Origin of the sequence: Stutzerimonas sp. R40042, from assembly GCF_026642215.1 — a bacterium.
GTDB classification, from domain to species: Bacteria; Pseudomonadota; Gammaproteobacteria; order Pseudomonadales; family Pseudomonadaceae; genus Stutzerimonas; species Stutzerimonas frequens.
This window is the reverse complement of sequence record NZ_CP113258.1, coordinates 3,441,899-3,458,200: the sequence shown is the minus strand read 5'-3', so window position 1 is coordinate 3,458,200 and position 16,302 is coordinate 3,441,899. Positions and strand designations below refer to the sequence as shown.

At 62.2% G+C, this 16,302-nt stretch carries 15 protein-coding genes and 1 tRNA gene; 8 read left to right on the top strand and 8 right to left on the bottom strand.

The genetic code is table 11. The annotated features are described in order from the left end of the window. Nucleotides 1–91: 91 nt before the first annotated feature. The 4 genes from OUY36_RS16400 to OUY36_RS16385 form a co-directional block, all read right to left on the bottom strand. Nucleotides 92–2,926 (bottom strand): valine--tRNA ligase, encoded by a 2,835-nt coding sequence (locus OUY36_RS16400; protein ID WP_267935134.1) that lies wholly within the window; start codon nucleotides 2,924–2,926, stop codon nucleotides 92–94. A 101-nt stretch (nucleotides 2,927–3,027) separates the two neighbouring features. After that, nucleotides 3,028–3,414 carry a DNA polymerase III subunit chi gene (locus OUY36_RS16395; RefSeq protein ID WP_267935132.1) on the bottom strand — a complete coding sequence of 129 codons (387 nt, stop codon included), beginning with the start codon at nucleotides 3,412–3,414 and terminating at the stop codon, nucleotides 3,028–3,030. A 71-nt stretch (nucleotides 3,415–3,485) separates the two neighbouring features. After that, nucleotides 3,486–3,905, bottom strand: coding sequence for a DNA polymerase III subunit chi (locus OUY36_RS16390; RefSeq protein WP_267935131.1), 420 nt, complete (start codon nucleotides 3,903–3,905; stop codon nucleotides 3,486–3,488). A gap of 67 nt (nucleotides 3,906–3,972) precedes the next feature. Then, nucleotides 3,973–5,463: a leucyl aminopeptidase gene (locus tag OUY36_RS16385; protein WP_267935129.1), complete on the bottom strand. Its 1,491-nt coding sequence runs from the start codon at nucleotides 5,461–5,463 to the stop codon at nucleotides 3,973–3,975. A 252-nt stretch (nucleotides 5,464–5,715) separates the two neighbouring features. Here OUY36_RS16385 and lptF point away from each other — a divergent pair, with 252 nt between their 5' ends. Both lptF and lptG read left to right on the top strand, forming a co-directional pair. Further along, the gene (gene lptF, locus OUY36_RS16380) at nucleotides 5,716–6,837 is read left to right on the top strand and encodes an LPS export ABC transporter permease LptF (protein ID WP_267935128.1); all 1,122 of its coding nucleotides are present in this window, start codon (nucleotides 5,716–5,718) and stop codon (nucleotides 6,835–6,837) included. Further along, nucleotides 6,830–7,891, top strand: a complete 1,062-nt coding sequence (gene lptG, locus OUY36_RS16375; protein WP_017246451.1) for an LPS export ABC transporter permease LptG — start codon at nucleotides 6,830–6,832, stop codon at nucleotides 7,889–7,891. Before lptF ends, lptG begins: the two co-directional genes overlap by 8 nt. Before the next feature lie 78 nt (nucleotides 7,892–7,969). Here the strand turns inward: lptG and OUY36_RS16370 are convergent, their stop codons facing one another. The 3 genes from OUY36_RS16370 to OUY36_RS16360 form a co-directional block, all read right to left on the bottom strand. Then, on the bottom strand, nucleotides 7,970–8,467 hold the full coding sequence (locus OUY36_RS16370) for an RDD family protein (RefSeq protein ID WP_011914148.1): 498 nt from the start codon (nucleotides 8,465–8,467) through the stop codon (nucleotides 7,970–7,972). Nucleotides 8,468–8,564: 97 nt separating this feature from the next. Beyond that, the gene (locus tag OUY36_RS16365) at nucleotides 8,565–8,777 is read right to left on the bottom strand and encodes a cold-shock protein (protein ID WP_003246255.1); all 213 of its coding nucleotides are present in this window, start codon (nucleotides 8,775–8,777) and stop codon (nucleotides 8,565–8,567) included. A 398-nt stretch (nucleotides 8,778–9,175) separates the two neighbouring features. Continuing rightward, a tRNA-Leu gene (locus OUY36_RS16360) sits at nucleotides 9,176–9,262 on the bottom strand. A 111-nt stretch (nucleotides 9,263–9,373) separates the two neighbouring features. Here OUY36_RS16360 and queA point away from each other — a divergent pair. The 6 genes from queA to OUY36_RS16330 all read left to right on the top strand — a co-directional run bounded on the left by queA (nucleotide 9,374) and on the right by OUY36_RS16330 (nucleotide 15,394). Beyond that, complete coding sequence (queA, locus tag OUY36_RS16355) at nucleotides 9,374–10,423, top strand: tRNA preQ1(34) S-adenosylmethionine ribosyltransferase-isomerase QueA (RefSeq protein ID WP_267935127.1); 1,050 nt, start codon at nucleotides 9,374–9,376, stop codon at nucleotides 10,421–10,423. 14 nt (nucleotides 10,424–10,437) lie between these two features. Further along, a complete protein-coding gene (gene tgt, locus OUY36_RS16350; RefSeq protein WP_085988602.1) occupies nucleotides 10,438–11,553 on the top strand; it encodes a tRNA guanosine(34) transglycosylase Tgt in 1,116 nt (371 codons plus the stop codon). A 42-nt stretch (nucleotides 11,554–11,595) separates the two neighbouring features. Further along, on the top strand, nucleotides 11,596–11,925 hold the full coding sequence (yajC, locus tag OUY36_RS16345; protein WP_014597404.1) for a preprotein translocase subunit YajC: 330 nt from the start codon (nucleotides 11,596–11,598) through the stop codon (nucleotides 11,923–11,925). A 64-nt stretch (nucleotides 11,926–11,989) separates the two neighbouring features. Beyond that, nucleotides 11,990–13,858 (top strand): protein translocase subunit SecD, encoded by a 1,869-nt coding sequence (gene secD, locus OUY36_RS16340; protein WP_156244692.1) that lies wholly within the window; start codon nucleotides 11,990–11,992, stop codon nucleotides 13,856–13,858. Between the two features lie 12 nt (nucleotides 13,859–13,870). Next, nucleotides 13,871–14,782, top strand: coding sequence for a protein translocase subunit SecF (gene secF / locus OUY36_RS16335; protein ID WP_063542431.1), 912 nt, complete (start codon nucleotides 13,871–13,873; stop codon nucleotides 14,780–14,782). 78 nt (nucleotides 14,783–14,860) lie between these two features. Then, complete coding sequence (locus OUY36_RS16330) at nucleotides 14,861–15,394, top strand: glycine zipper 2TM domain-containing protein (protein ID WP_063542726.1); 534 nt, start codon at nucleotides 14,861–14,863, stop codon at nucleotides 15,392–15,394. Between the two features lie 65 nt (nucleotides 15,395–15,459). Here OUY36_RS16330 and suhB read toward each other — a convergent pair whose 3' ends face one another. Next, on the bottom strand, nucleotides 15,460–16,275 hold the full coding sequence (suhB, locus tag OUY36_RS16325; protein WP_063542433.1) for a type III secretion system regulator SuhB: 816 nt from the start codon (nucleotides 16,273–16,275) through the stop codon (nucleotides 15,460–15,462). Nucleotides 16,276–16,302 lie beyond the last annotated feature (27 nt).

Below are 16,302 nucleotides of genomic sequence, written 5' to 3'. Positions count from 1 at the left end.
TAATAACTTGTCATCAATCAAGATGACCTCCTTAAGCAAAAAGGCCAGCACCTTTCGGGCTGGCCTTTTCATTTTTTTGCCGCTTCGCGGATCAGAGCGTGGCGATCCGCTGGCGCTGCTCCAGCAGCCTGGCCTTGGCCTGTTCGGCCTCGGCCAGCTTGGCGCGCTCCTTGTCGATCACCTCTGCCGGCGCCTTGTCGACGAAGCCGGCGTTGGACAGCTTTCCGCCGACGCGCTTGACCTCACCGTCCAGTCGCGCGATCTCCTTGTCCAGACGCGCCAGCTCGGCATCCTTGTCGATCAGCCCGGCCATCGGCACCAACACCTGCATGTCACCCACCAGCGCAATGGCCGATAGCGGTGCTTCTTCACCGTCGCCGAGCAGGCGCACGCTTTCCAGCTTGGCCAGTTTCTTCAGCAGCGGCTCGTTGTCCGCCAGGCGGCGCTGGTCGCTAGCCGAAGCGTTGCCGAGCACCACGTCGATACGCTTGGCCATGGAGATGTTCATCTCGCCACGGATCTGCCGAATGCCCAGCATGAAGGCCTTGACCCACTCGATATCGCCTTCGGCCGCTTCGTCGATGCGCTCCGGGTTGAACTCCGGCCAGGGCTGCAGCATCAGCGTCGGCCCGGACTTGCCGGCCAGCGGCGCGACGCGCTGCCAGATTTCCTCGGTGATGAACGGCATGAACGGATGGGCCAGGCGCAGCGCGGTTTCCAGAACACGGACCAAGGTGCGGCGGGTACCGCGCTGGCGCTCGACGCTGGCGGTCTCGTCCCACAGCAGTGGCTTGACCAGCTCCAGGTACCAGGCGCAGTACTCGTCCCAAATGAACTCGTAGAGCGCCTGCGCGGCCAGGTCGAAGCGGAAGGCTTCCAGCTGGCGCGTAACTTCGGCTTCGGTACGCTGCAGCGCGGAGATGATCCAGCGGTCCACCGAGGACAGCTCGACCGGCTCGTCGTTGGCGCCGGTGTCCTTGCCTTCGGTGTTCTCGAAGACGAAGTTGGCGGCGTTCCAGATCTTGTTGCAGAAGTTGCGATAACCCTCGACGCGGCCCATGTCGAACTTGATGTCGCGACCGGTGGATGCCAGCGAGCAGAAGGTGAAGCGCAAGGCATCGGTGCCGTAGCTGGCGATGCCTTCGGGGAACTCGGCGCGGGTCTGCTTGGCGATCTTCTCGGCCAGCTTGGGCTGCATCATGCCGCTGGTGCGCTTGGTCAGCAGTTCATCGAGGGTGATGCCATCGACGATGTCCAGCGGGTCGAGCACGTTGCCCTTGGACTTGGACATCTTCTGCCCCTGGCCATCGCGGACCAGACCGTGCACGTAAACGGTCTTGAATGGAATCTGCCCGGTCAGGTGAGTGGACAGCATGATCATCCGGGCGACCCAGAAGAAGATGATGTCGAAGCCGGTAACCAGCACGTCGGTGGGGTGGAAGGTCTTGAGGAACTCGGTCTGCTGCGGCCAGCCGAGGGTGGAGAAGGTCCACAGGCCGGAGCTGAACCAGGTGTCCAGCACGTCCTCGTCCTGCCGCAGTTCGACGTTGTTGCAGAGGTTGTACTTGCTGCGTACCTCCACTTCGTCGCGGCCGACATAGACGTTGCCGGCTTCGTCGTACCAGGCCGGGATGCGGTGGCCCCACCAGAGCTGGCGGCTGATGCACCAGTCCTGGATGTCGCGCATCCAGCTGAAGTACATGTTTTCGTACTGCTTGGGCACGAACTGGATCTCGCCATTTTCCACGGCGGCGATGGCCTTCTCGGCCAGCGGTTTGGTGGAAACGTACCACTGGTCGGTCAGCCAGGGTTCGATGATGGTGCCCGAGCGGTCGCCGCGCGGCACTTTCAGCGCGTGGTCGTCGATCTTCTCCAGCAGGCTCATGGCGTCAAATTCGGCGACGATGGCCTTGCGCGCATCGAAGCGATCCATGTGCGCGTAGCCGTCCGGCAGGCTGGCGTCGATCTTGTCGTTCACCGAACCGTCGAGGTTGAACACCTGGGCACGGGCCAGGATGCAGGCGTTCTGATCGAAGATGTTGATCAGCGGCAGGTGGTGGCGCTTGCCGACTTCGTAGTCGTTGAAGTCATGCGCGGGGGTGATCTTCACGCAGCCGGTACCGAACTCGAGGTCGACGTAATCGTCGGCCACGATGGGAATCAGGCGATTGACCAGCGGCAGCATGACATGGCGGCCGATCAGGCTCTTGTAGCGCTCGTCCTCCGGGTGCACCGCGATGGCGGCGTCACCGAGCATGGTTTCCGGACGGGTAGTGGCGACCACCAGGTAGTCCAGCCCATCGGCGGTCTTGCAGCCATCGGCCAGCGGATAGCGCAGGTGCCAGAGGTGGCCCTTCTCGTCGTGGTTCTCCACTTCCAGATCGGAAATGGCGGTGTGCAGCTTGGTATCCCAGTTGACCAGGCGCTTGCCGCGATAGATCAGGCCATCCTCATGCAGGCGGACAAAGGCTTCCTTCACCGCCTCGGAGAGGCCGTCGTCCATGGTGAAGCGCTCGCGCGACCAGTCCACCGACGAGCCCAGGCGACGGATCTGCCGGGTAATGTTACCGCCGGACTCTTCCTTCCACTGCCAGACCTTCTCGAGAAACTTCTCGCGTCCCAAATCGTGACGGCTGGTGCCCTGCGCGGCCAGCTGGCGCTCGACCACCATCTGCGTGGCGATACCGGCATGATCGGTGCCCGGCTGCCACAGGGTGTTGCGGCCCTGCATGCGGCGCCAGCGGATCAGCGCATCCATGATTGCGTTGTTGAAGCCATGGCCCATGTGCAAGCTGCCGGTGACGTTCGGCGGCGGAATCATGATGGTGTAGGGCTCGCCGGAGCCTTGTGGGGCGAAGTAGTTGTTCGATTCCCAGGTCTGGTACCAGGAAGTCTCGATGGCGTGCGGCTGGTAGGTCTTGTCCATGCGGCGGGACCCTTAAAACGGCTGGTCGGAAAAACGGGCAAGTATAAAGGCAAACGGCCGCGAGATTTCGCGGCCGTGCGGATTAACTACGCATTCACGGATCAGCTGCGAGGCGGGGGTGTACGCACCAGGCGGTCGATGCGGCTCTCGAGGCGGCGCTTGAGTTCGGCCTCGATCTGCGGCACGAAGTCGTCGATCACTTCCTGCAGGATCAGGTTGGCCGCGGTGCGCAACTCGTGATCGATATGCCGCTCGGCCAGGGAGCGGAAGGCGCTGCGCACGCTGGTTTCCCGTGGCTCGTCGTCACTGGGGGTGGTGGCTGCGACGGCCGGTCCGGGTTCGACGATATCGGAGAGCAGCGGAATGCTATCGGGATCCACCGGGGCGCCTGTTGTGGCGGTGTCGGGGAAATCGTCGCCGAGCAGTGCGCGAATGGATTCGAGATCGCTTAGCAGTTCGGCGGGTTTGTTCGGGGTTTTCGGTGTCATCTGCGTGGTTCCGGGCTGGTGCATCCCGGCTGTTTGCCAGGGGGTATCCCTTGCTATCTAAATTGGAGCGGCTAGAGCTCGACCCTTTTTGGATCATAGCCCTGGCGCCGATACAGGCGAAAATTCTCCCGGCAGGCGGTCAGCAGCTGCGGCTCCTGGTTGACGATCTCGATGACCCGGCTGAAGCGGTCGATATGTGCCGAGAGTGTCGGTGCCAGGTTGATCAGCAGACCCTGGGCGGTTGGTGGTTCCTGTTCGAGCCCGATGACCACTGGCGCCTGCACCTCCTCGGCGTACTGCTCGTGCGGGATGAAACGTTCCGCGCGAAAGCTCCAGAGCAGCTCGTCGAGCCGGGTCGACTGTTCTTCGTCGCTGCAACGGACGAACACCTGCAGGCCATGCTGCCAGCCCTTGGCTGCCAGCTGGCAGGCCGCGCGCAGCCGCCCGAGCGGGTTGTCGTCCGGCAGCACGTAGAACTCGATGCGTGTCATGGGCGTGCGCCCGCCGGGCCCGCGAGCGCGGGGCCGTGCCGGCCGCTGTCACGCGCGGTGATCGGGCTCATCCGTTGATCCGGTCCAGCAGGTACTGGGTCAGCAGGGGCACGGGGCGGCCAGTGGCGCCTTTTTCCTTGCCGCCACTGGTCCAGGCGGTGCCGGCGATGTCCAGGTGGGCCCATGGGTACTTCTTGGTAAAGCGTGAGAGGAAGCAGGCGGCCGTGATGGTGCCGGCCTTGGGCCCGCCGATATTGGCGATGTCGGCGAAGGGGCTGTCCAGCTGCTCCTGATACTCGTCGAACAGCGGCAATTGCCAGGCGCGGTCGGCTGCGCTCTCGCCGGCCTGCAGCAGCTGTTGGATGAGCTCGTCGTTGTTGCCCAGCAGGCCCGAGGTGTTGCTGCCCAGCGCGACGATGCAGGCGCCGGTCAGGGTGGCCACGTCGATTACGGCGCGTGGCTCGAAGCGCTCGGCGTAGGTCAGGGTGTCGCACAGCACCAATCGGCCTTCGGCGTCGGTGTTGAGGATTTCCACGGTCTGGCCGCTCATGGTGGTGACGATGTCACCCGGGCGAGTCGCGCCGCCGCTGGGCATGTTCTCGGCGCAGGCCAGCAGGCAGACCAGGTTGATCGGCAGCTGCAGTTCGAGCACGGCCTTGAGCGTACCGAGCACACTGGCGGCGCCGCCCATGTCGTACTTCATCTCGTCCATGCCCAGGCCCGGCTTGAGGCTGATGCCGCCGGTGTCGAAGGTGATGCCCTTGCCGACCAGTGCATAGGGCTTGTCGCCTTTCTTGCCGCCGTTGTACTGCAGAACGATGATGCAGCCGGGCTGTTCACTGCCCTGGGATACCGCGAGGAAAGCGCCAGCGCCGAGTTCGCGCAGTTTCTTCTCGTCCAGCACATCGAGCTTGACGTTCTTGTAGGCCTTGCTCAGCTGCCGGGCCTGGTCGGCGAGGAAAGTCGGATGGCAGACGTTCGGCGGCAGGTTGCCCAGGTCGCGGGTGAAGGCCATGCCGGTGGCGATCGCCGAAGCCTCGTTGGTGGCACGCTCGACGCCGGCCTGTTCGGCCTTGTCGCAGAGCAGGATGATCTTCTGCAGTGCACGCGGTTCGGCCTTCTTGCTCTTGAAACGGTCGAACACGTACTGGCCGTCGGCGATGATTTCTACCAGCAGGCGCGTACGGGCATAGCTGTCGCGCCCCTTGACCTGTACGTCCTGCATGGCGAAAGCAGCATCGCCGCCACCCAGGTTCTTGATGACCGCCAACGCTGCATTGACCACTTTGCGCCATTGGCGGCTGTCGAGTTCATCCGCCTTGCCGGTGCCGACCAGCAGCACTCGCTCGGCCTTGAGACCCGGCAGGCCGTGCAGCAACAGCGTCTGGCCCGGCTTGCCCTGGATGTCGCCACGCTTGAGCGCGGTGCTGAGCGCGCCAGCGCTGGCACTGTCCACGCTCTGTGCGACGCTGCCGAGTAGGCAGTTCTCGCCGAGCGGCAGAATCAGGGTGGCGGTCTTCTGGGTGGAGGCTTTAGCGCTTTTGACAACAAATTCCATGACGTGGTGTCCCCAAGACAAAGAGTCGGGTTTGCAGGATAATGCCGGGCTTATTTTCCGGTGGTTCGCCTGTTCGGTCGTTGTTAGCGACTGCGCTAGGCTAGAAACGTTGCAATCACCTGAGCTTGTCAGTGATCGCGCCGACGCGACTTGCGCGCCATTACCAATTCCAACGGTCTGCTGCGGCGGGCCGGCAACTGGCGGCTAGTTTGAGCGTTGCCGCCAGAGCCTGACAACCCTGGAGTGTCTGGTTTGATCGTCTTTCGTTACCTGTCCCGAGAGCTGCTGATCACCATGAGCGCGGTCAGTGCCGTGCTGCTGGTGATCATCATGAGCGGCCGCTTCATCAAGTATCTGGCCCAGGCTGCGCAGGGGGTGCTCGATCCGGGTGTGCTGCTGCTGATCATGGGCTTCCGCCTGCCGGGCTTTCTGCAGTTGATCCTGCCGCTGGGGCTGTTCCTCGGCATCCTGCTGGCCTACGGGCGCCTCTATCTGGAAAGCGAAATGACCGTGCTTTCGGCTACCGGCATGAGCCAGCGCCGGCTGCTGGTCTACAGCTTGGCGCCGGCTGCGCTGGTCGCCGCGCTGGTCGGCTGGCTGAGCCTGGGCCTGGCGCCGCAGGGGATCGCCGAGGTCGAGCGCATTCTCAGCCAGCAGGATTCGCTGACCGAGTTCGACACCCTCGTTCCGGGACGTTTCCAAACCCTGCGCGGCGGTTCGCGCGTGACTTATACCCGTGAGCTGTCGGCCGACCGCAGCGAACTGGGCGGGGTGTTCATTTCCGAGACCAATGTTTCACGCCAGACCGGCAAGGAAAGCGGGCTGTCCGTGCTCGTTGCCGAAAGCGGGCGTCAGGAAATTCAACCGGACGGCAGTCGTTATCTGATCCTGGAAAACGGCTACCGCTATGACGGTAACCCGGGGCAGGCGGATTACCGCGCGATCCAGTACGACACCTATGGTGTGTTGCTGCCAAAGCCGGAGGTGAGCATGGAGCTGAGCGAGCGCGAGGCCATGCCGACCCACGAGTTGCTCGGCAGCGACAACCTCAGGCACCGAACCGAGCTGCAATGGCGGCTGTCATTGCCGCTGCTGGTGTTCGTCGTCACCGTGCTCGCCGTGCCGCTGGCCAAGGTCAGCCCGCGGCAGGGGCGCTTCCTCAAGCTACTGCCGGCCATCCTGTTGTACATGACCTATCTCGCGTCGCTGATCGCGGTGCGCGGCGCGCTGGACAAGGGTCGCCTGCCCATGGCTCTGGGCTTGTGGTGGGTGCACGGGCTGTTCTTGGCGATCGGCCTGCTGATGCTGTTCTGGGAGCCGATCAGGCTGCGAATGAAGAAGCGCCACGCGCAGCTGGAGGTGGCTCGTGGTTAAGCTCGATCGCTACATCGGTATCCATGTCTTTCTCGCCATCCTCACGGTGCTCGGCATCATCGTTGGGTTAGCGCTGTTGTTCGCGTTCATCGACGAGCTGGGTGACGTCCAGGGCAGCTACGGTCTGGGTGATGCTCTGCAATACGTCCTGCTGACCTCGCCGCGCCGGCTGTACGAAATGCTGCCGATGGCGGCGCTGATCGGCTGCCTGATCGGTCTCGGCACGCTGGCCAGCAGTAGTGAGCTGACCATCATGCGCGCCGCCGGGGTTTCCCTGGGACGCATCGTGCTATCGGTGATGAAGCCAATGCTCGTCCTGCTCGTCGCCGGAATCCTCATCGGCGAGTATGTCGCGCCGCTGAGCGAAGACATCGCCCAGGCCAGGCGCTCCCTGGCGCAGGGGGCAGGTGAGGCGCAGAGCAGCAAGCGTGGGCTGTGGCATCGTCAGGAAAACGAGTTCGTGCACGTCAACGCGGTGCAGCCCGGCGGTGTGCTGGTGGGCGTCACGCGTTACCGCTTCGACGAAGAGCGTCGCCTGCTGTCGTCCAGTTTCGCGCGCCGCGCCAGCTACCAGGGCGACCATTGGCGGCTCGAGAACATCGCCACCACCCACTTCCGCGGTGATCACACCGAAGTCATGCGCGCGCCAGAGGAGCGCTGGGACGTCCAGTTGACGCCGCAGCTGCTCGGCACCGTGGTGATGGAGCCGGAGGCGCTGTCGATCACCGGCTTGTGGCGCTATATCCACTATCTAGGCGAGCAGGGGCTGAACAACAGCCGTTACTGGCTGGCTTTCTGGACCAAGGTTCTACAGCCGGCGGTCACCGTTGCGCTGGTGCTGCTGGCGATTTCCTTCATCTTCGGACCGCTGCGTTCGGTGACGCTGGGGCAGCGGATCTTCACCGGCGTGGTCGTCGGCTTCGTGTTCCGCATCATTCAGGATCTGCTGGGGCCGGCGAGCCAGGTGTTTGGTTTCTCGCCGCTGCTGGCGGTGGTGTTGCCGGCCTGTGTCTGTGCGCTGATCGGCGCCTGGTTGCTGAGGCGCGCCGGCTGAGGCTACGCCGTCGCGCATGGCGGTCGCGATGGATTGAGGGGCAAGCGCCCGGGCGTGAGAGATGGCCGGGCGCTGCGATTATTTCTTGTGGATGTTCTTCGGCAGTTGCACCGCCTGGCTCTCGGAGTAGATGTCGTGCCAGGTGCGCTTCTGCTTGTCGATCAGCATCCACCAATAACCCATTCCCAGGCACAGCAGCGAGACGATCGCGATGAGGAAGCGCAGCAGCGCCTGCCACAGATCGATGGCGCGTCCGTCGCTGTTCTGGATACGGATACCCCAGACCTGCATGCCCAGTGTCTGACCGTTGTGGGTCCAGAACTTGGCGAAGAAGCCGAACAGGCTGAACAGCAGTAGCGTCGAAAGCAGGGGGTCGATGTCCAGGCGGCCGGCCTCGGCGAGCATCTTCAGCTGTTCACTGCCATACAGCAGGCGCAGCAGCACCTGTTGATAGAACAGGGTCACCACCATCATCAGGGCGATGCAGAGCAGGCTGTCATAGAACATTGCTGCCAGTCGTCGCATCAGACCGGCGGCGGGGAATTGGCCCTGCGGGCTCAGCAGATGTCGGCGCATTGCGTGTCTCGATCAAGTGGAAGGCGGGGCATTCTACGGAATTGCGCGCATAAAAAAGCCCCTGATGTTGCCATCAGGGGCTTTTCGGAGAAAAGGCTTAGCCCAGGATCTGAACCTGGTCGGCCTGCATGCCCTTTTGACCTTGCACGGCGATGAAGCTGACTTTCTGGCCTTCTTTCAGGCTCTTGAAGCCGTTGCCTTCGATCGCGCGGAAGTGCACGAACAGATCCGGACCGCTCTCGGGAGTGATGAAACCAAAACCTTTCTCGTCGTTAAACCACTTGACGGTACCGTTCTGACGATTCGACATGTCTTTGTATCCTTGAAACTCAAAAGTAGAATTGCTTCCCGCAAAAACAGGAGGCTGGAACTGGTTGCAAGGAGTAAGAGAGTCGAGCGGAGTAGCGGATCTGAAGATCTACTGCACCAGGTCACGATTCAACAGCGACCCATGCAAACACAGTGGGCACACTCTACGATAACTCGCCGGGGAATGCCAACCCCTCGGAGCCATAGAATTTGCCTGTCCAGGCGGCGCCATTTCGGCGCTTGTGAAGGGTGGTTTGACGTGCTGCTCCGCTGCTGCGGATCGTCAAGGCCACGGCTGGCTGCATTGTTTGTCAGTCAGCGAGAAGGCGGTGGAACTGGGTGTTAATTGCCAGTGTGCGTATCGATCTGAGTTCGCCGAACACTGGCTTGATACTGTGATGGTGCCCCGAGAGAGACTCGAACTCTCACGTTGTTACCAACGGCGGATTTTGAATCCGCTGCGTCTACCGATTCCGCCATCGAGGCACAGTGGCGGCGCAGTATAGGGATGCCGGGCTGAGTGGTCAATCGTTTGGCGTGGTCAGCTCGACGTGTTTCGGCTAATATCTGCGCCCTTTCCGCGCCCCGAAACCGCCTATGCAAGTCGCCGATTTCTACTTCGAGCTCCCCGACGTCCTGATTGCCCGTCATCCACTTGCCGAGCGCAGAGCGAGCCGGCTGTTGGTGCTCGACGGTGAGTCAGGGCAGATGTCGCACCGCAACTTTGCCGATCTGCTGGACTACGTGCGGCCCGGTGATCTGATGGTCTTCAACAATACGCGGGTCATTCCGGCGCGGCTGTTTGGGCAGAAGGCTACGGGCGGCAAGCTGGAGATCCTGGTCGAGCGCGTGACCGGCAATCGCAGCGTGCTGGCGCATGTGCGCTCGAGCAAGTCCCCCAAGCCCGGCTCTCAGATCCTGCTCGACGGTGGCGGCACAGCTGAAATGGTCGCGCGGCACGATGCCCTGTTCGAACTCGTCTTCGACGAGGACGTGTTGCCGCTGCTCGAGCGCATCGGTCACATGCCGTTGCCTCCTTATATAGACAGGCCGGACGATGCCGCCGATCGCGAGCGCTACCAGACCGTCTACGCGCAGCGAGCCGGCGCCGTGGCGGCTCCGACCGCCGGGCTGCATTTCGACGAGGCCCTGCTGGGAGCGCTGCGCGATGCTGGGGTCCAGACTGCCTATGTCACCCTGCATGTTGGCGCCGGCACCTTCCAGCCGGTGCGCGTGGAGCGCATCGAAGAGCACCATATGCATCACGAGTGGCTGGAGGTGACGCAGGAGGTGGTCGATGCGGTGGCGGCCTGCCGCGCACGCGGAGGTCGGGTGATCGCGGTGGGTACCACCAGTGTCCGCTCGCTGGAAACGGCCGCACGCGACGGCGAGCTCAAGCCGTTCAGTGGCGACACCGATATCTTCATCTACCCGGGCAAGACCTTTTATGTGGTCGATGCGCTGGTGACCAATTTCCATCTGCCCGAGTCGACGCTGCTGATGCTGGTTTCCGCCTTCGCTGGTTATCCGGAAACCATGGCGGCGTATGCCGAGGCCGTGGCGCAGCGCTACCGCTTCTTCAGTTATGGCGACGCCATGTTCATTACCCGCAACCCCGCACCGCGCGGTCCCGAGGAAACCCGATGAGTCGTACCTGCCACATGTCTTTCGAGCTACTCGCCACCGATGGCAAGGCGCGTCGGGGGCGTCTGACCTTTCCTCGCGGCACCGTGGAAACGCCGGCCTTCATGCCGGTGGGCACCTACGGTACCGTCAAGGGCATGCTGCCGCGGGACATCGAAGCGATCGGTGCGCAGATCATCCTGGGCAACACCTTTCACCTCTGGTTGCGACCTGGCACCGAGGTGATCAAGCGCCACGGCGACCTGCACGACTTCATGCAGTGGCAGGGGCCGATCCTTACCGATTCCGGTGGTTTTCAGGTGTTCAGTCTGGGGGCGATGCGCAAGATCAAGGAGGAGGGCGTCTACTTCGCCTCGCCGGTCGATGGCGCCAAGGTATTCATGGGGCCGGAAGAGTCCATGCAGGTCCAGCGTGACCTGGGCTCGGATATCGTCATGATCTTCGATGAGTGCACGCCCTATCCGGCTGACGAGGACGTCGCGCGCCGCTCGATGGAGCTGTCGCTGCGCTGGGCCAAGCGCTCCAAGGTCGCTCATGGCGACAGCCCGTCGGCACTGTTTGGCATCGTCCAGGGCGGCATGCACGAGTCGCTGCGCATGCGTTCGCTGGAAGGGCTTTGCGAGATCGGCTTCGACGGGCTGGCAATTGGTGGGCTTTCCGTGGGCGAGCCGAAGGAAGAGATGATCCGTGTGCTGGACTTCCTGCCGCCGCAGATGCCGGCCGACAAGCCGCGCTATCTGATGGGCGTGGGCAAACCGGAGGATCTGGTCGAGGGCGTGCGGCGCGGCGTGGACATGTTCGACTGCGTGATGCCGACGCGTAACGCGCGCAATGGCCATCTGTTCACCGACACCGGCGTCATCAAGATTCGCAACGCGGTGCACAAGCACGATGATTCGCCGCTGGATCCGGGCTGCGATTGTTACACCTGCAAACACTTCTCCCGCGCCTATCTACATCACCTGGATAAATGCGGCGAAATGCTGGGTAGCATGTTGAATACCATCCACAACCTGCGGCATTACCAGCGGGTGATGGCTGGTTTACGCGACGCCATTCAACAGGGTACATTGGCGGCCTTTGTCGACGCCTTTTATGCCAAGCGCGGCCTGCCAACGCCGCCGCTTGCGTGACGTGCCAGAACAACACAATCCTTTCTGCAACAGGAGTGGTACATGAGCTTTCTGATTCCCGCCGCCTATGCCCAGGAGGCTGCCGCAGGTCCTGCCGGCACCGGTTTCGAGTGGGTATTCCTGGTCGGTTTTCTGGTCATCTTCTATCTGATGATCTGGCGTCCCCAGGCCAAGCGTGCGAAGGAGCACAAAAATCTGATCGCCGGGCTGCAGAAAGGCGATGAGGTAGTCACCTCCGGCGGTATCGCTGGAAAGGTTACCAAGGTTGCTGACGATTTCGTGGTGATCGAGGTTTCCGACAACGTTGAGTTGAAGTTCCAGAAGGTGGCGATCGCCGCCACCCTGCCCAAGGGCACTCTGAAAGCCATCTGAGCTGACTTCATTCAATATCGACGGGGCGCGCAAGGCGCCCCTCGTTCATTAAACGGGCTGCGTCATGCTCAATAGATTCCCTCTCTGGAAATACCTGCTGATTCTGGCAGTGCTCGCGATTGCCTTCGTTTACTCGGCGCCCAACCTCTATCCGGACGACCCGGCGATCCAGGTCACTGGCGCCAGCACGGCGCAGGAGATCGGTTCGGCAGACCTCGAACGCATCAGCAAGGCGCTCGAAGATGGCGGCATCGCCGTCAAGTCGGCGTCGCTCGATGAACAGGGGCGCGGCGGTCTCGTGCGTCTGGAGCGCCAGGACGACCAGTTGCCTGCAAAGGATATCGTTCGTCGTGCTCTGGGCGACGCTTACGTCGTGGCGCTCAATCTTGCTCCGACCACGCCGGAGTGGCTGCGCAACCTTGGCGCAAGCCCGATGAAGCTTGGTTTGGATCTCTCTGGTGGTGTGCACTTCCTGTTGGAAGTCGACATGGAGAAGGCGATCGAGACGCGCCTGAACGTTTCGGAAGGCGAGGTCAAGAGCTTGCTGCGCAAGGAGCGTGTGCGTTACCGCAGTCTGCCGAACCTGAAGAATGCCGTGCAGCTGGGCTTCGCTGACGAGGAGACACTCGCTGCCGCGCAGGCGCTGATTCGCAAGAACTTCACCGATTTCGAGCTTGCGACCAGTGAGCGTAACGGCCAGCAGGTGCTGCGGTTGACGCTGACCGAGGCCAAGCTGGCGGAAATTCGCGAATATTCGATCAAGCAGAACCTGACCACCGTGCGCAACCGTGTCAATGAGCTTGGCGTGGCTGAGCCTCTGGTTCAGCGCCAGGGCGCCAACCGAATCGTGGTCGAGCTGCCGGGTGTGCAGGATACGGCCGAGGCCAAGCGCATCCTTGGCAAGACGGCGAACCTGGAATTCCGTCTCGCCGCTGAGCCTGATGCCTCACGGGCTTCGACCGAGACATTCGAGTTCCGTGAAGAAGGTCGCCCGCCCGTGCAGCTTGAGCGCACGCTGATCATCACCGGTGATCAGGTAACCGATGCTCAGGCCAGCTACGATGAAAACGGTCGTCCGCAGGTGAACATTCGTCTCGACGGTCATGGCGGCGATCTGATGAATCGCGCCACGCGCAGCAATGTCGGGCGCAGCATGGCCGTGATCTTCATCGAGCAGCGGCCGATGACCCGCTACGTGCGGCAAATGGTCGACGGTGTCGAACAGGAAGTTCGGGTTGAAACCTTCCAGGAAGAGAAGAAGATCATCAGCCTGGCGACGATCCAATCGCCGCTCGGCAGTCAGTTCCGTATTACCGGTCTCGATGGCCAGGGTGAATCGTCCGAGCTTGCCCTGCTGCTGCGTGCCGGCGGTCTGGCGGCGCCGATGTACTTCGCCGAGGAACGCACCATCGGCCCGAGCCTGGGCGCCGAGAACATCAAGCTGGGTGTGCAGGCCGCCATGTGGGGCTTCCTCTTTGTCGCCATTTTCATGGTGCTGATCTACAAGTTCTTCGGTCTGCTTGCCACCATCGCGCTGCTGTTCAACATGGTGGTGCTCACGGCGCTGATGTCGATGCTCAACGCCACGCTGACCCTGCCAGGTATCGCCGGTATCGTGCTGACCATGGGTATGGCGGTGGATGCCAACGTGCTCATCTTCTCGCGTATTCGTGAGGAGATTGCCAATGGCATGTCGATCCAGCGGGCCATCCACGAGGGCTTCGACCGGGCGTTCTCGGCGATTCTCGACGGCAACCTGACCACCTTGTTGGTCGGCGGCATTCTGTTCGCCATGGGAACCGGTCCGATCAAGGGCTTTGCGGTGACCCTGTCTATCGGCATCCTGACGTCGATGTTCACTGCAATCATCGTGACGCGCGGCATGGTCAACCTGATCTACGGTGGCCGCGATCTCAAGAAGCTGTGGATTTAAGGGGCTAGCACGATGAAACGCGTAATCAATTTCATGGGCGTCCGCCATCTGGCATTCGCCCTCACCGTGCTGCTGACCATCGCCTCGCTAGGAAGCCTGGTGGTCAAGGGCCTGAATTTCGGTCTGGATTTCACCGGTGGCACGTTGATCGAGTTGGGCTATGAGCGACCGGTTGGGCTCGAGCAGGTGCGCGGCCAGTTGGTGCAGGCCGGCTTCACCGATGCGGTAGTGCAGAGCTTCGGTGCAACCACCGACGTGCTGGTGCGTATGCCGGGCGACGATCCTCAGTTGGGTGAGCGTATCGCCAGCGCCTTGCGTAACGCCGATGGCGGCAACTCGGTCAGCGTCAAGCGTGTAGAGTTCGTCGGGCCGGCAGTTGGTGAGGAGCTACGCGACCAGGGTGGCCTGGGTATGCTGCTGGCGCTGGGAGGAATCCTGGTTTACGTGGCATTCCGCTTCCAGTGGAAGTTCGGCCTGGGTGCGGTCCTCTCGCTGTTCCATGACGTGATCGTGGTGCTGGGCGTATTCTCCTTCTTTCAGATTTCCTTCGACTTGACGGTGCTGGCGGCGGTGCTCGCGGTGATCGGCTACTCGTTGAACGACACCATTGTCATCTTCGACCGGATCCGCGAGAACTTCCGCATGCTGCGCAAGGCCGAGCTGCTGGAGAACATCAACATCTCCACCACCCAGACACTGCTGCGCACCATGGCCACCTCGGTATCTACCTTGCTGGCAGTGGGGGCGTTGATGGTCTTCGGTGGCGAGAACCTTTGGGGCTTCTCTCTGGCGTTGCTGGTGGGTGTGGGCGTAGGTACCTACTCCTCCGTCTACGTTGCAGGCATGCTGCTGGTCTGGCTCAAGCTGACGCGTGACGATCTCATCCCGCCGGTCGCTGAAGAAGAGGTCGACGACCGTCCCTGATCCTCGCTCCGAACTTCCGCAGTCTTGCGCGGTCCAAGGCTGCGGAACGGGCGCAGCCCGATGGAAGAGGATGTCACAGTGAACAAGTCCATGTTGGTCGGTACGGCACTTGGGGTGGTTGTTGCCACGGCTGGCGGAGCTTTCGCTACTTATAGCCTGGTCGATCGCGGTCCGAAGTTCGCCGAGGTGCTGGCGGTCGAACCTATCAAGGAAACCATCCGAACGCCGCGTGAAGTCTGTAAGGACGTCGCGGTGACACGGCAGAAGCCCGTGCAAGATGAGCACCGTATTGCGGGCACCGCGGTCGGCGCCGTTGTCGGTGGGCTGCTGGGCAATCAAATCGGTGGCGGCACCGGCAAGAAGATCGCCACTGTCGCGGGTGCGGTCGGCGGTGGTTACGCCGGCAATCAGGTGCAGGGGCGCATGCAGGCCAACAGCACCTACACCACTACCGAGACCCGCTGCAGCACGGTGACCGATACGCACGACAAGATCGTCGGCTATGACGTCAAGTACGATCTGGCCGGCAAGGTTGGTCGCGTAAGAATGGATCGTGATCCGGGCAGCCAGATACCGGTGCAGGATGGACAGTTGATGCTGTCTCAGCAATAAGCAAATAAGCAGCATAAAAAAACGCCCCGTCGGGGCGTTTTTTTATGCGTGACGCTCAGCTTGGCTCAGCGCTTGAGCGATGGCGTGAGGTGAGGCTGGATGGTGGTCAGTACCGCCTTGAAACACTTGGTGTTGCCGGCCACGATCTGGCCCTTTTCGAGGAATTCATGGCCGCCGCTGAAATCGCTCACCAAGCCGCCTGCCTCCTGGATAAGGAGTGCACCGGCTGCCATGTCCCACTCGGAAAGACCGAATTCCCAGAACGCATCGAAACGACCCGCTGCGACGTAGGCCAGGTCGAGGCTCGCCGCGCCGGCGCGGCGCAGCCCTGAGGTCTGGCCGACCAGGCTGCGGAACATGTTCAGGTAGCTGTCCAGGTTGTCCAGCTGGCCGTCCTTGAATGGAAAGCCTGTGCCGAGCAGGGCGCCTTCCAGGCTCTTGCGCGAACTGACGCGCAGGCGGCGCCCATTCAGGGCTGCTCCTCGGCCGCGGCTCGCGGTGAACTCTTCCTGGCGGACCGGATCCAGAACAACAGCGTGTTCAAGGCGGCCACGGTACTTGCAGGCGATGCTAACGGCGTAGTGCGGAATGCCGCGAACGAAGTTGGTGGTGCCGTCCAGTGGATCGATGATCCAGAGGTAATCGGCGCCATCGCCGCTGCCTTCGAGCAGCCCGCCTTCCTCGCCGAGGATGCCGTGATTCGGGTAGGCCTTGCGCAGCGCATTGATGATGCATTGCTCGGCGGCCTTGTCGATTTCGGTAACGTAATCCTTCGCCTCTTTCTCGTTGACCGAAATTGCATCCAGGCGATCGGTGGAACGGACAATCAGTTCGCCGGCGCTGCGGGCGGCGCGCAGCGCGATATTCAGCATGGGCTGCATGGATCAATTACCTGGGTCGTTAAAGAA

Excerpts from the sequence above, each read along its gene's own strand:
- OUY36_RS16400 (WP_267935134.1), bottom strand. The coding sequence starts at position 2,926 with ATGGACAAGACCTACCAGCCGCACGCCATCGAGACTTCCTGGTACCAG.
- OUY36_RS16395 (WP_267935132.1), bottom strand. The coding sequence starts at position 3,414 with ATGACACCGAAAACCCCGAACAAACCCGCCGAACTGCTAAGCGATCTC.
- OUY36_RS16390 (WP_267935131.1), bottom strand. The coding sequence starts at position 3,905 with ATGACACGCATCGAGTTCTACGTGCTGCCGGACGACAACCCGCTCGGG.
- OUY36_RS16385 (WP_267935129.1), bottom strand. The coding sequence starts at position 5,463 with ATGGAATTTGTTGTCAAAAGCGCTAAAGCCTCCACCCAGAAGACCGCC.
- OUY36_RS16370 (WP_011914148.1), bottom strand. The coding sequence starts at position 8,467 with ATGCGCCGACATCTGCTGAGCCCGCAGGGCCAATTCCCCGCCGCCGGT.
- OUY36_RS16365 (WP_003246255.1), bottom strand. The coding sequence starts at position 8,777 with ATGTCGAATCGTCAGAACGGTACCGTCAAGTGGTTTAACGACGAGAAA.
- queA (WP_267935127.1), top strand. The coding sequence starts at position 9,374 with ATGCAAGTCGCCGATTTCTACTTCGAGCTCCCCGACGTCCTGATTGCC.
- tgt (WP_085988602.1), top strand. The coding sequence starts at position 10,438 with ATGTCTTTCGAGCTACTCGCCACCGATGGCAAGGCGCGTCGGGGGCGT.
- yajC (WP_014597404.1), top strand. The coding sequence starts at position 11,596 with ATGAGCTTTCTGATTCCCGCCGCCTATGCCCAGGAGGCTGCCGCAGGT.
- secD (WP_156244692.1), top strand. The coding sequence starts at position 11,990 with ATGCTCAATAGATTCCCTCTCTGGAAATACCTGCTGATTCTGGCAGTG.
- secF (WP_063542431.1), top strand. The coding sequence starts at position 13,871 with ATGAAACGCGTAATCAATTTCATGGGCGTCCGCCATCTGGCATTCGCC.
- suhB (WP_063542433.1), bottom strand. The coding sequence starts at position 16,275 with ATGCAGCCCATGCTGAATATCGCGCTGCGCGCCGCCCGCAGCGCCGGC.